The 12,891-nt window shown below is 34.6% G+C and carries 12 protein-coding genes; 5 read left to right on the forward strand and 7 right to left on the reverse strand.

Annotation, left to right across the window (positions count from 1 at the left end):
- Window positions 1-85 precede the first annotated feature (85 nt).
- Together ispG and V7S79_RS01630 are read left to right on the forward strand one after the other, a co-directional pair.
- The gene (gene ispG, locus V7S79_RS01625) at window positions 86-2,098 is read left to right on the forward strand and encodes a (E)-4-hydroxy-3-methylbut-2-enyl-diphosphate synthase (RefSeq protein WP_459488794.1); all 2,013 of its coding nucleotides are present in this window, start codon (window positions 86-88) and stop codon (window positions 2,096-2,098) included.
- Window positions 2,099-2,164: 66 nt separating this feature from the next.
- Window positions 2,165-2,353 (forward strand): DUF6728 family protein, encoded by a 189-nt coding sequence (locus V7S79_RS01630; RefSeq protein ID WP_459488796.1) that lies wholly within the window; start codon window positions 2,165-2,167, stop codon window positions 2,351-2,353.
- Window position 2,354: 1 nt separating this feature from the next.
- Here the strand turns inward: V7S79_RS01630 and V7S79_RS01635 are convergent, their stop codons facing one another.
- Together V7S79_RS01635 and gldC are read right to left on the reverse strand one after the other, a co-directional pair.
- The gene (locus V7S79_RS01635; protein WP_459488798.1) at window positions 2,355-3,410 is read right to left on the reverse strand and encodes a thioredoxin family protein; all 1,056 of its coding nucleotides are present in this window, start codon (window positions 3,408-3,410) and stop codon (window positions 2,355-2,357) included.
- Between the two features lie 174 nt (window positions 3,411-3,584).
- Entirely contained in the window at window positions 3,585-3,941 is a 357-nt protein-coding gene (gene gldC / locus V7S79_RS01640) for a gliding motility protein GldC (protein WP_459488800.1), read from the reverse strand.
- Between the two features lie 82 nt (window positions 3,942-4,023).
- Here gldC and V7S79_RS01645 point away from each other — a divergent pair, with 82 nt between their 5' ends.
- On the forward strand, window positions 4,024-5,268 hold the full coding sequence (locus tag V7S79_RS01645) for a competence/damage-inducible protein A (protein WP_459488802.1): 1,245 nt from the start codon (window positions 4,024-4,026) through the stop codon (window positions 5,266-5,268).
- An 11-nt stretch (window positions 5,269-5,279) separates the two neighbouring features.
- Window positions 5,280-6,545, forward strand: a complete 1,266-nt coding sequence (locus V7S79_RS01650; protein ID WP_459488803.1) for a dihydrolipoamide acetyltransferase family protein — start codon at window positions 5,280-5,282, stop codon at window positions 6,543-6,545.
- 63 nt (window positions 6,546-6,608) lie between these two features.
- Here the strand turns inward: V7S79_RS01650 and V7S79_RS01655 are convergent, their stop codons facing one another.
- From V7S79_RS01655 to V7S79_RS01675, 5 genes are all read right to left on the reverse strand, one after another.
- A complete protein-coding gene (locus V7S79_RS01655) occupies window positions 6,609-7,370 on the reverse strand; it encodes an acyl-CoA desaturase (RefSeq protein WP_459488805.1) in 762 nt (253 codons plus the stop codon).
- A 90-nt stretch (window positions 7,371-7,460) separates the two neighbouring features.
- Window positions 7,461-8,126, reverse strand: coding sequence for a DUF4159 domain-containing protein (locus V7S79_RS01660; RefSeq protein ID WP_459488807.1), 666 nt, complete (start codon window positions 8,124-8,126; stop codon window positions 7,461-7,463).
- The gene (locus V7S79_RS01665) at window positions 8,110-8,832 is read right to left on the reverse strand and encodes an RsmE family RNA methyltransferase (protein WP_459488808.1); all 723 of its coding nucleotides are present in this window, start codon (window positions 8,830-8,832) and stop codon (window positions 8,110-8,112) included. The genes V7S79_RS01660 and V7S79_RS01665 overlap by 17 nt, the downstream gene beginning before the upstream one ends.
- 1 nt (window position 8,833) lies before the next feature.
- Complete coding sequence (locus V7S79_RS01670; RefSeq protein WP_459488810.1) at window positions 8,834-9,403, reverse strand: hypothetical protein; 570 nt, start codon at window positions 9,401-9,403, stop codon at window positions 8,834-8,836.
- Between the two features lie 2 nt (window positions 9,404-9,405).
- On the reverse strand, window positions 9,406-11,613 hold the full coding sequence (locus V7S79_RS01675; protein ID WP_459488812.1) for a glutamine synthetase III family protein: 2,208 nt from the start codon (window positions 11,611-11,613) through the stop codon (window positions 9,406-9,408).
- A gap of 244 nt (window positions 11,614-11,857) precedes the next feature.
- Here V7S79_RS01675 and V7S79_RS01680 point away from each other — a divergent pair, with 244 nt between their 5' ends.
- Window positions 11,858-12,871: a glutamine synthetase beta-grasp domain-containing protein gene (locus V7S79_RS01680; protein ID WP_459488814.1), complete on the forward strand. Its 1,014-nt coding sequence runs from the start codon at window positions 11,858-11,860 to the stop codon at window positions 12,869-12,871.
- Window positions 12,872-12,891 lie beyond the last annotated feature (20 nt).

Raw genomic sequence — 12,891 nt, forward strand, 5'->3', positions numbered from 1 at the left:
TTAATATTTTACTGGATTCACATCGAAAAATTACATAGCCCTTAACAATTTTACACTTATCTTTGTTAGCAAGTAAAATTTTCCAATGTCAGAGCTATCATCCAATTCATCCCATTTAATTGCTAAGGGAACAATTTATTCTCCTTCCTTGATTTCGTACCATAGAAGAATGACCATTCCTGTTCAAATTGGTTCTTTAATGATGGGTTCCGATTTTCCCATTCGAATCCAATCCATGACAACTGTGGATACCATGGATACGCAAGGCTCAATTGAACAATCAATTCGAATGATTGATGCAGGGTGTGAATTAGTTCGAATTACTGCACCATCTGTCAAAGAGGCTCAAAATCTAGAAAATATTCGCAAAGGTTTAAGAGAAAGAGGTTATACCACTCCCCTAGTTGCTGATATTCATTTTACTCCCAATGCAGCTGAATTAGCGGCAAGAATTGTGGAGAAAGTTCGAATAAATCCAGGCAATTACGCAGATAAAAAGAGATTTGATATTATTGATTATACCGATGCTTCTTATGAAGCTGAATTAGAGCGGATTAGAGCTAAGTTTTTGCCTTTGGTGAATATTTGTAAAGAATATGGTACAGCGATGCGTATTGGTACTAATCATGGTTCATTATCTGATCGGATTCTGAGTAGATATGGTGACACTCCGCTTGGAATGGTAGAATCAGCCTTGGAGTTTTTAAGGATTTGTGAGGATGAAAATTATTACAACATCGTCATTTCTATGAAGGCTTCCAATACGCAAGTGATGGTGGAAGCTTATCGACTATTATGTAAAAGATTAGTAGAAGGCAATTTTAAGGCCTATCCACTTCATTTAGGAGTTACAGAGGCTGGAGATGGTGAAGACGGTCGAATTAAGTCGGCAGTGGGTATAGGGACACTATTAGAAGATGGCTTGGGTGATACCGTTCGTGTTTCCTTAACAGAAGATCCTGAATTTGAAATTCCAGTTGCTCAACAATTAGTAAGAAGATATGTAGATAGAGCAGTTCTTGCTTCTCCCATCGAAAAATTTGTTTCTCAATTAGGGGCAAATTTTGATTCACCTATCAATCCATTTGTTCATCAAAAAAGAACAACAGATGCTGTTTCAAACATCGGAGGTAGTTCTTTGCCAAGAGTAATTGCGGATTTTTCTCATTTGAAAGAAATACAAATGAATGACCTGAAATCCATTGGTCATTTTTATTTGCCAGAGCCTGACAAATGGGCAATGAATGATTTGGGCGCAGATTTTATTTATTCTGGTAATCAAGCTATTGATTTTATGTTACCGAATGGATTGAAACAAATTCAGAATGCTGAGATTTGGAATTCAAATAGAAATCCATTCATTTTTCCTTTGTATACTTTTGAAGAGTGGAGTAAGGAAAATCAACCCCACGAAGAACTTAATTTTATTCGCATAAAAGCAGATGAAATTTCCTCTGAGAATGAGGTAATTACAAAATTAAAATGTGCGAAAAATGCTGTGGTTTTATTGTATAGCAACAATAAACATGGTATGGCTGATTTAAGGAGGGCATTTTTTGAGTTGATTCAAAAAGAATGTAAAATTCCTGTTTTAATTCAGTTGGCTTACCAAGATATCAACGAAGATCAAGTACAATTATTTGCTTCAACGGATGCTGGGGCATTATTTATAGATGGACTTGGAGATGGAATCATGTTAGGTGTTCCTACATCCATTAAAAATGCATTATCCTTTGCAAATTCAACTGCATTTGGAATTTTACAAGCTAGTCGCTTAAGAATTTCCAAAACAGAATATATATCTTGTCCTTCATGCGGAAGAACTTTATTTGATTTACAGGAAACAACTGCAAAAATTAGAAAAGTGACAGATCATTTGAAAGGTATTAAGATTGGAATTATGGGTTGTATCGTTAATGGCCCGGGTGAAATGGCGGATGCCGATTATGGATATGTTGGGATTGGTAAAGATAAAATAGCCTTGTATAGAGGCCAAGAGGTAGTCAAAAAATCCGTTCAAGCCGATTTAGCTGTTGATGAATTAATTCAATTGATCAAGGATGACGGTAATTGGGTAGAAACGGATGTGATTAGGTAGATACGCACGGCCGTGCGTATAAAATGTACGATTTAATTAGGTGAAAAAATTTAAATATTGAAAAATATGAGTCGTTTCAGAGAGCAGTTTAAATTGGGTGAAGTATTTACTTATTTCGTACGAGTATTTCAAAAGCCTAAACCAGGTGCGCCGACTAATTTTAATATTAGAACGATGCACTTCATCAATAAAATTTCAATATTGTTATTTTTATTTTGTGTTGGAGTGATGATTTATCGAGCAATTGTTAGATAAATTATTCTAATCCAAATTTACACCATTGTTTTTTAGCGTATTGTAAAGACTTTTTGTCTTTCGTTCTGGCTTTCACAAAATTGCATAGAAATTGATATTCTTTGGGTCCAGGAGCACTAGGTAAAACTTGAATCAATTGATTGATTACTTGAATGGCTTGCGTATTTTTCTTTTGTTTGAACAATATACTTGCCTCTAACATCCACGTTCTTCTTGGAATCGAATTCTTTTCAATTCCCGCTTTAATCATTTGATCCTTTATTTTTTGAATTCCCTTTTGGTCTAATTTCTGGGCAAAAGATGATACTAATGTAATTTGAAAAATATTTTCATAAGTCATTCTGACTAAACCTGGCTCATAAAATTTTTCGTAAGAAGAAATATGTGAAATAAAATAATCGAACAAAGGATTGTCATTGTTCATTAAATCCTTTTGAATGATGTTGAAGGTATTTTGACTGGTATATTGACTTTGTGGAAGCAATTTAATGTATTCATTCATTGCTTTAATATTAGCTAAGGTATCACCAAGCAATCTAGCCACCTCCGCATAGTTCAATAAAAACTGTGGATTTTTATCGCCTGACTTTAAACGACCAGCGAAGGTTGAGTAATTGTCAATTGGGTTAATTGCTTTTTGTGCAATAGAATTAACATTGATGATGGAATTTTCTTTTTCACCAAAAATTTTCGCTTGAATGATTTTTGATGTCTTGGGATCTATGAAGATAAAAGTAGGTGTTGCATTGATGTTTAATTTCATTTTTTGCAACAATTGATAATTTTCTTGTTTTCGAATATCCAACTGAAAATTAACGAATTTTGTATTGTATAAAGCGCCCACTTGAGGCTGCGCAAAAGTACCTTTGAAGGAATTGCAAATATGACAATCTGGGGCATAAACCTCCATGAATAATAGTTTATTCTGTTGTTTAGCTAAATTTAGAGCCACATTGAAATTACCTGTTTTTACAAAGTTGATGCCTTTTTGTGCATTGGAAACTATTCCTGTAGCACACAAAACTTTCACTAAAAATAAAACTCTTAATTGCTTCATAAATTATTTCCTTTTACCGATTTAAAACGCACATCCCACCTATTTAAATACGCACGGCCGTGCGCATCTACATGATTTTTTCTTGCTTGTATTTATACGCACGGCCGTGCGCATCTACATGATTATTTCTTGCTTGTATTTATACGCACGTCCGTGCGTATCTACCATCATACATCATTTCTTCACTTCTTGCTCTGCCGCAACAATCTCTTTTTTCAAATTTGCTGATAATGTTCTACAAACATTTTCAATTTCTTCTGAAAAAACGGCATCCCCAGTTGCTTGAATGGATGCATCAGCCACTGTGCCTAAAACTTCAATAAAAAATCGCTTCATATCTAAAACCTCCATGTCTTTCGTCCAAAGCGGTAAAGTTAGAGTTCCTTTATGGTAGGGATCCCAAGTAGCAACTAAAATCGCTTTCGTTTCTTCAATTCCTTCATTGGGATTATCCGTAGCCGACCAAGATATCTGCTCTGGAATGTTTTGATCATCTAAAGTAATTTTGAAATTTATTTCTGATTGTTTCATGAATTTTTATGCTTTTTTCAATTTAGCAACACGCGTGCTATGGATAATAAATTGTATTTTCGTACAAAAGTAAGAAAACTAAATGGTTCGCGCAGAAATAATTACAATTGGTGATGAGATTCTTTATGGTCAAATTTTGGATACTAACACCCAATGGATTAGTCAAGAATTAGATAAATTAGGTATTCAGACGGTTCGTAAGTCCTCTGTTGGAGATTCAAAAGAGGCTATTTTAGGGATTTTATCCGAAGCAAAAGAAAGAGCAGACTTGGTATTTATTACAGGTGGTTTAGGCCCTACCAAAGATGATTTGACCAAACATCTTTTGTGTGAATTTTTCAATACTTCTTTAGAATTGCATCCCCAAGCATTGGAAGATGTGACCATTTTCTTTGAAAAAAGAGGTCGTGAATTATCTGATTTGAATAAAGCACAAGCTCTTCTTCCTAGAAAATGTGAATTTATTCAAAATGCACAAGGCACGGCTCCAGGAATGTGGTTCAATGAAATGGGTGTTATTTGGGTTTCCATGCCAGGTGTCCCTTTTGAAATGAAAGCAATGATGGAAAAAATAATACTTCCTAAAGTAGCAAAACATTTTAAAACGCCTAAGATTGTACATAAAGTCATTAAAACAGTTGGTATAGGTGAATCTTACTTGTCGGATTTAATTCAAGATTGGGAATTAGCTTTGCCAAAACATATCAAATTAGCCTATTTACCAAGTTTGGGTATTGTTAAATTACGTTTGACTGGTTTTGGTGATAATGAACAAGTAATTAAAAAAGATATAGAAGTTGAGTTTCAGAAATTATTACCCATTGCAGGTGAATATGTTTTTGGTTTTGAGGATGACGAATTAGAATCTGTCATTGGAAAATTATTGATCGAAAATAAAGCCAATATTGCAGTGGCAGAAAGTTGTACTGGCGGTTATTTGGGCCATAAATTTACTTCGATATCAGGAAGTTCGGCCTATTTCAAAGGTGGAATTTTGGCGTATGCAAATGAAGTAAAAATCAATTTTTTAAAGGTTAAAGAAGAAACTTTAAGTAAATTTGGAGCCGTAAGTGAAGAATGTATCATTGAAATGGCCGAAGGTATTCGCAAGCAAATGAATACAACTTATGGCATTGCAACTTCTGGAATTGCAGGACCCGATGGAGGAACAGAAGAAAAACCTGTAGGGACAGTTTGGATTGCAATAGCCAATGAAAAAGGAACGGTAACGCAGAAATTAACCCTGGGAGGAACTAGGCTACAAAATATTCATTTAAGTACAATTACTATTATGAATCTTTTGAGGAAAAATATTTTAAACGCATAATCTAAAATTGCATGGCAGTTATAGAAGTTATCATGCCCAAAATGGGTGAAAGTATCATGGAGGCCACTGTTTTAAATTGGTTAAAACAGCCGGGTGATTATGTTGAAGCGGATGAGTTTATCTTAGAAGTTGCAACCGATAAAATTGATACAGAAGTTCCTAGCCCTGTGGCTGGCGTTCTGCAAAAAATTCTAGTTCAGGTAGGTGAAGTAGCAACGATTGGTAAAGCTATTTGCCTAATCGATGCTTCAGAGAGTGGAAATGATGCTATTAGTTCAAATTCCTTCTCTCCCGAATTATTTCCTGTTCAAGATAATTTAAGCAAATTCACGGATTTAACCCTGAACACAAATTACGAAGCAGATGAGTCGGCTAATCCATGGATTTCTCCGCTGATTAAACAAATTTGTTTGCAGGAAAATGTTACGCAAAGGGAATTAAGTGGCATCAAAGGCACAGGTCTAGATCAAAGGATTACGAAAAAAGATGTCCTTAATTACATTGCAATACGAAATGCTAAACATACGATTTCTTCAGGAACATTGAGCCAAGGTCCTGGTTTACGTTTGCCAGGCGATGAAGTCATTGAAATGGATCGTATGCGCAAAATGATTTCGGAGCGTATGCTTGATTCCAAACGAGTTGCACCGCACGTTACCTCGTTTTTGGAGGCAGATTTGACCAATTTGGTTGCTTGGAGAGAAAAAGTAAAAAGTACTTTTTTAGCAAAATACAAAGAGTCGATTACCTATACTCCTTTGTTAATCATGGCGACTGCTAAGGCTTTGGTCGATTTTCCTGGTATGAATATCTCTGTAGAAGGGAATTATATTGTGCAGCACAGGCAAATCAATATTGGTATGGCAGTTGCGTTACCGAATGGTAATTTGATTGTTCCAGTCATTCATGAAGTAGATAAATTATCTTTATTGGAATTGACACAAAAGGTAAATGATTTATCCAATCGTGCGCGTAATAACAAACTTAAGCCAGCCGATTTAGAAGGTGGCACTTATTCCATTTCTAATATTGGTTCTTTTGGTAATTTAATGGGTACTCCAATTATTGTGCAACCGCAAGTCGGAATATTAGCTTTTGGAGTAATTGAAAAGAAACCAGCTGTTATCAGTGGACCCGATGGAGATAGTATTCAAATTCGTCAAAAGATGTTTATATCCCATTCTTATGATCATCGTGTAGTGGATGGTTCAATGGGCGGTGGATTTTTAAAACGAGTATCTGATTATTTAGAAAAATTCGAAATGGACGAAATATAAGATGGTATACATAAAAAAAGGGATGAAAATTAATTCATCCCTTTTTTTATGTGAAAGTCTTAATTAAAACTTAGCATCAGCAGGTTTTACATTAGGTTTAATAATGCGCAACCAAGTCAATAATTTAACCATTGGATAAGTTGGATCTATTTCAAACCAGCGTGTCGCAAAATTGACACGATTAGGTAATTTATGGTGATTGTTTTGGAATAATTCTCCCATCATTAACACATCAATAACCAATGAATTTTTTGAATGATCATGGTTATCATAATTTTGGTATCCATATTTATGACCAGACCAATTGACAATCGCGCCATGTACCGGTCCCATCAAGAAATGTACAGGTAATAGAAAGAAAAATGCCCAATGCATATCAAAGTATTTGTATGCTACAATATAGAATGATGCATAAGCAACTCCCCAACCTACTCTAGAAATCCATGAATCACCAATTTTTTCAATGGTTTTTGAAACTGGATAATTATGTTCAAAGCGTTCTTCCACTTTTTGTTGGCGATTCAACACCGCATTGTAAATATTTTTTGTCTTCCACATCATAGTGAAAACATTGCTTGAAAACATAGGGCTATGCGGATCTTTTGGAGTATCCGAAAATGCATGGTGCATCCTGTGTAAGATGGCATAAGCTCTTGGACTTAAAAAGGAAGAACCTTGCGATAAATACGTTAAAAAGTAAAAGAATTTCTCCCAAAACTTATTCATAATGAACATTTTATGGGCAGAATAGCGATGTAAGAAGAAAGTTTGACTAAATAATGATACGTACCAATGAATGATGAACGCAGGAAGTACTAATTGCATAAATATTTGTTAAAATGATGGTACAAATTTAATTGATAAATTCCCGACAATCGCCGAAAGAATCATTTTCTTTTATGATTTTTATCAGAATTACTGATTTAAAAATGCATACTGTAATATGTTAGCCCCCATTTGTAAGGCTTTTTCTCTTTTTTCTGCTGAATCATGGTAGATTTCTTCATCTTCCCAACCATTTCCTAAGTCGCATTCATAAGAATAAAAACAAACTAATCTTCCTTCATAGATCAAACCAAATCCCTGCGCTGGTTTATTGTCATGTTCATGGATCTTAGGTAGTCCATTGTCGAATTGGAATTTTTGATGATAAATGGGATGGGAATAAGGAAGTTCAATGAATTGTAATTCAGGAAAAACTTTTTTCATTTCCCTTCTAATAGCTATATCAAGCCCATAATTATCGTCAATATGCAAGAATCCACCAGCGATTAAATACTGCCTTAGTTTTTTTGCCTCCAATTCGCTAAAAATAATGTTTCCATGTCCTGTTAAATGCAAAAATGGGTAATTAAATAATGTCGACTGACTTAATTCCACTACTTCCGGATTTTCAACAAGAGAAGTTTTTAAATGTTGATTGCAGAATTTGATTAAATTAGTTAAAGAGGTTTTATTGGCATACCAGTCTCCCCCACCTTGGTACTTTATTTTGGCAATTTTAATTTGTGCTGAAATACTCGTTACAGAAAGAACAAGTAAGAAATATAGCAATGAAAGAGATTTAATTATCTTTTTCATGGAACAAATTAATGGCTAATGTAGAAGCAATCCCTGCCGTCTCTGTTCTTAAAATAGAATTACCTAAATGAAAGGGTTTCCATTCATTTTTCAAAAGTTCTTGGCTTTCTTCTTTTGAAAAATCTCCTTCTGGGCCTATCATAACATAATATTCCTTGTTCGCATCGATGGATTTTATCAACGATTTGATCGGATCTGATGTGATGAAAGCAAACAATTTTTGATCTTTGGATGAATCTGTTTTCAGTTGATAAAAGCTTTTGATGGGCTGAATTGCATGGATTTCAGTTAAAAATAAATTCTTCGATTGTTTTAAAGCTGAAATCGCAATTTTTTCTAATCGATTCAATTTAATCTCTTTTCTCTCAGAATACCTTGATTGTATAAAATGAATAGAATGAATACCAAATTCGGTGCATTTTTCAACCATCCATTCCATCCTTTCCATTTGTTTGGTAGGCGCAATAATTAAATGAATTTTGTAAGGAGGGTTTTCTGCATGATTGATCAAGGTTAAATTAGAAAATGTCGATTTTCTTGAGTCAACATTTTCTAATTCTGCTTGATACTTTTTACCTTTTCCATCTAAAATCTGAATAATTTGACCTGACTTTAGGCGCAAAACCTTTGTCGCATGAAACGATTCCTCTTCATTTAAAAAAGGGGTTTCCTGTGGATTTGGATGGTAAAATACGGCAATACTCATTTTATTCGTCTTCGTCTTCTCCTTCAGAATTAAATGAATACAAAGATGGATCTAAACTTAGTTTTCCTGTATTGAAATCTGAAACAAAGTTGGCGATAACCTCATCTTCCAAGGCTGGAACCAATAATGCTGCTTCTAAACCGATACCAAATTCGAAATTCTCATCTAATTCGATAAATTCAGCAACTTTTATTTCACCATTTTCTTCTAATTCTTCAATGATTTCTAAAATGATCATTTCAACTTCTTCATCTAAAGCTGGATTCTCCTTATAATTAGCGTCTCTATTTTCTAAAGGAACGTATTCAGGAAATTGTTCGATTGCTTCTTGTTCAGCGGCCTCATAAACTTGACTAGAGTAATGTAATTGAAGCGTGCTAATTATGGCATCGTAAATAACCTCTTGATTGTTAAAATGGCCCACAAATTGGATGTGGACCATTTCTTTATCTTCACTAACTGGAAAATCATCGTCTTCGATATGAATAAATGATTGATTTTCAGCAAGACATAAGTCTTTTAATTGTTGGATTTCTTCTGGAGAAAATCCTGGTTTTGAGTTTTGGCTCATATTTATTTGATCAATAATAGTTCTCTGTATTTCAATAATGGCCACTCATCATCGTCAATGATTAATTCTAGTTTATCAACTGAATAACGAATTTCATCAAAGAATCCTTTCACTTTAGAACCATATAATGCGGCTCTTTCAGCTAAATCATCTACGTTGTTGGCTTCTTTTCTTGCTTCTGTCATTTCATTCTGTAAACGAACAATTCTAGAAGTATATTCTGAAATCTTTTTAATCATATCCACCGTAGGTGCATAATATTGTTGGTCAATGCCAATTTCTTTTTGTCCTTTTACATTTTCTACCAATTGAGTTTGGTATTTCAATGAAGTTGAAACAACGTGATTAATTGCCATATCTCCGATTACGCGCGATTCAATTTGGATTTTCTTGATGTAATTTTCCAATTCAATTTCGTATCTCGCATGCATTTCTTCTTTTGAATAGATACCATATTTGGTAAATAATTCAATTGATTCAGGTCTTGTATAAACCGCAAGTGCTTCTGGAGTTGATTTTAAATTAGATAAACCTCTTTTGGCTGCTTCTTGGACCCATTCGTCAGAATAACCATTTCCTTCAAAACGAATTTTCTTGGATTCTTTGACATATTTCTTCAATACATCCATGATCGCCAATTCTTTCTTCACTCCTTTTTCCAAAATAGCATCTACTTCTTTTCTAAAGATAATTAATTGATTGGCTACAATTGTATTTAGGATGGTCATTGGAGCAGCAGAATTAGCAGATGAGCCAACAGCACGGAACTCGAATTTGTTACCTGTAAAAGCAAATGGAGATGTTCTATTTCTGTCTGTATTATCTAAAATCAATGATGGTATTTTATTGATCCCTAATTTTAAATAAACGTTATCACCTTTTTCCAATTGAAATTCTTCAATGTCTTTCATGTTTTCCAAATCATCCAAGACTTGATTCATGGTAGACCCTAAGAAAGCTGAAACAATGGCAGGTGGAGCCTCATTGGCACCTAAACGATGTTCATTTCCTGCTGATGCAATTGAAGCACGTAGTAAATCTGCATTATCATGAACCGCTTTTAGAACGTTTACAAAAAATGTTAAAAAGCGTAAATTTTCCTTTGGCTTGGATGAAGGTCCTAATAAGTTAATACCCGTATCAGTTGCCAAAGCCCAGTTATTATGTTTTCCTGATCCATTGATACCTGCAAATGGTTTTTCATGGAAAAGGACTTTTAATTTGTGTTTGCTAGCCACTTTCGACATTAAGTCCATCAATAAAGCATTGTGATCACAAGCTAAATTGGCTTCTTCAAATGTAGGTGCTACTTCAAATTGTGCAGGTGCAACTTCATTGTGACGAGTTCTAACTGGCATACCTAATTTCAATGCCTCTATTTCAAAATCGACCATGAATGCATTCACGCGATTTGGGATAGAACCGAAATAATGATCTTCTAATTGTTGACCTTTTGCAGGAGCATGACCAAAAACAGATCTTCCAGCCATCATTAAATCCGGACGAGCATTATGCAATGCCTCATCAACAATAAAATATTCTTGTTCGATACCAACAGTTGGAATTACTTTATTGACATCTCTGTTGAAATAGTCTTTGATAACAGCTGTAGCAGCTTTATCAATTAATTCAATTGACTTTAATAAAGGAGTTTTATAATCTAAAGCTTCGCCCGTATATGAAACGAAAACGGATGGAATACACAATGTGGCAGTTCCAGCAGCATTTTCCATAATAAAAGCTGGCGATGATGGATCCCAACCTGTATAACCTCTTGCCTCAAAGGTAGAACGAATTCCACCATTTGGAAAAGATGAAGCATCTGGCTCTTGTTGTACTAAAGCGGAGCCTTTGAATTTTTCAACGGCTTTTCCCGTACTTAAATCTATGTCAAAAAAGGAATCATGTTTTTCTGCTGTAGTTCCAGTTAATGGTTGAAACCAGTGGGTGTAGTGCGTTGCGCCTTTGGATATTGCCCAAGATTTCATTGCAGCTGCTACTTCATCAGCTGCGTCACGATCAATTTTAGAACCAGTTTGAATAGCTGTATTGATTTTCAAGTAAGCCTCTGGAGATAATAATGATCTCATAACTTCATCACTGAATGTCATACTTCCATAATAATCAGAAACTTTTTCAGTTGGAATTTTTACAGTTGCATTGGATCTACTCTGCGCTAGTTCTAATGCTTTAAAACGTGTTATTGCCATGTTTGAATTTTAAGATTGATTATGTAAAAATAGTCATTATATGATTAATTTGAAACGGATTCTCACCTTATTATTAGTTAAATATGATAATAATCATAAATCAAGTTTTTGTTAATACATGAGTGCTCAGGTTGTATTTTTTTATATTTTATTTATTTTTTTGTTGTTTTTTATAAAAAGAGGTTTAAATTTGTGTCAAATATCGCCCAAAAAGTATTTTTTCATTTAAATTAAGTTTAAAATCATGGCAAAATCTAAATTAGAGTATATTTGGCTAGATGGTTACAAGCCTACTCAGAGTTTACGTTCTAAAACAAAAATTGAAAACAATTTCAGTGGTAAATTGGAAGATTGTGATATGTGGAGTTTTGATGGATCTTCTACAGAACAAGCTTTGGGTGGATCATCAGATTGTTTGTTGAAGCCAGTTTATATCTGTCCAGATCCAGCACGTAAAAATGCTTTCTTGGTGATGTGTGAAGTGCTTAATTCAGATGGTACTCCTCACGTTTCAAATGGTCGTGCGACTATCGAAGATGATGATAATGATTTTTGGTTTGGTTTTGAGCAAGAGTATTTTCTTTGGGATCCAGAAACTAATAAGCCATTAGGTTTTCCTTCGAACGGTTATCCAGCGCCACAAGGCCCTTATTATTGTTCAGTTGGCGCAAAAAATGCGTTCGGCAGAGATCTAGTTGAAGAACATTTAGATATTTGTTTAGAAGCAGGTTTAAATGTAGAAGGAATTAATGCAGAGGTTGCTGCAGGTCAGTGGGAATTCCAAATTTTCGCTAAAGGTGCCAAAGAAGCTGGAGATCAAATTTGGGTGGCTCGTTATTTATTAGAGCGCTTAGGTGAGAAATATGGTGTTTCTATCAATTGGCATTGTAAGCCTCTTGGCGATTTAGATTGGAATGGTTCTGGTATGCATGCTAATTTCTCAAACACTGCTTTACGTACTTGTGGAGAAAAAGGAACTTATGATGCAATTTGTAGTGCTTTTGCACCAGTAGTACAAGAACATATCGAGGTTTATGGAGCAGATAATCATTTAAGATTAACTGGTAAGCATGAAACTCAATCGATTGATCAATTCTCTTATGGAGTTTCGGATCGTGGTGCATCGATTCGTATCCCTATCGTAACAGTTCAAAAAGGATGGAAAGGTTGGTTAGAAGATCGCCGTCCAAATTCAGCTGCAGATCCTTACAAAGTAGCTGCACGTATTATTACAACTGTTAAAACGGCTCAGTATTAATTTTGCATTTATATACAATG

This window comes from Aquirufa sp. ROCK-SH2 (assembly GCF_054558315.1).

Excerpts from the sequence above, each read along its gene's own strand:
- ispG (WP_459488794.1), top strand. The coding sequence starts at position 86 with ATGTCAGAGCTATCATCCAATTCATCCCATTTAATTGCTAAGGGAACA.
- V7S79_RS01660 (WP_459488807.1), bottom strand. The coding sequence starts at position 8,126 with ATGAAAAAGATAATTAAATCTCTTTCATTGCTATATTTCTTACTTGTT.
- V7S79_RS01665 (WP_459488808.1), bottom strand. The coding sequence starts at position 8,832 with ATGAGTATTGCCGTATTTTACCATCCAAATCCACAGGAAACCCCTTTT.
- V7S79_RS01675 (WP_459488812.1), bottom strand. The coding sequence starts at position 11,613 with ATGGCAATAACACGTTTTAAAGCATTAGAACTAGCGCAGAGTAGATCC.
- V7S79_RS01680 (WP_459488814.1), top strand. The coding sequence starts at position 11,858 with ATGGCAAAATCTAAATTAGAGTATATTTGGCTAGATGGTTACAAGCCT.
- V7S79_RS01655 (WP_459488805.1), bottom strand. The coding sequence starts at position 7,370 with ATGCAATTAGTACTTCCTGCGTTCATCATTCATTGGTACGTATCATTA.
- V7S79_RS01645 (WP_459488802.1), top strand. The coding sequence starts at position 4,024 with ATGGTTCGCGCAGAAATAATTACAATTGGTGATGAGATTCTTTATGGT.
- V7S79_RS01650 (WP_459488803.1), top strand. The coding sequence starts at position 5,280 with ATGGCAGTTATAGAAGTTATCATGCCCAAAATGGGTGAAAGTATCATG.
- V7S79_RS01670 (WP_459488810.1), bottom strand. The coding sequence starts at position 9,403 with ATGAGCCAAAACTCAAAACCAGGATTTTCTCCAGAAGAAATCCAACAA.
- gldC (WP_459488800.1), bottom strand. The coding sequence starts at position 3,941 with ATGAAACAATCAGAAATAAATTTCAAAATTACTTTAGATGATCAAAAC.
- V7S79_RS01630 (WP_459488796.1), top strand. The coding sequence starts at position 2,165 with ATGAGTCGTTTCAGAGAGCAGTTTAAATTGGGTGAAGTATTTACTTAT.
- V7S79_RS01635 (WP_459488798.1), bottom strand. The coding sequence starts at position 3,410 with ATGAAGCAATTAAGAGTTTTATTTTTAGTGAAAGTTTTGTGTGCTACA.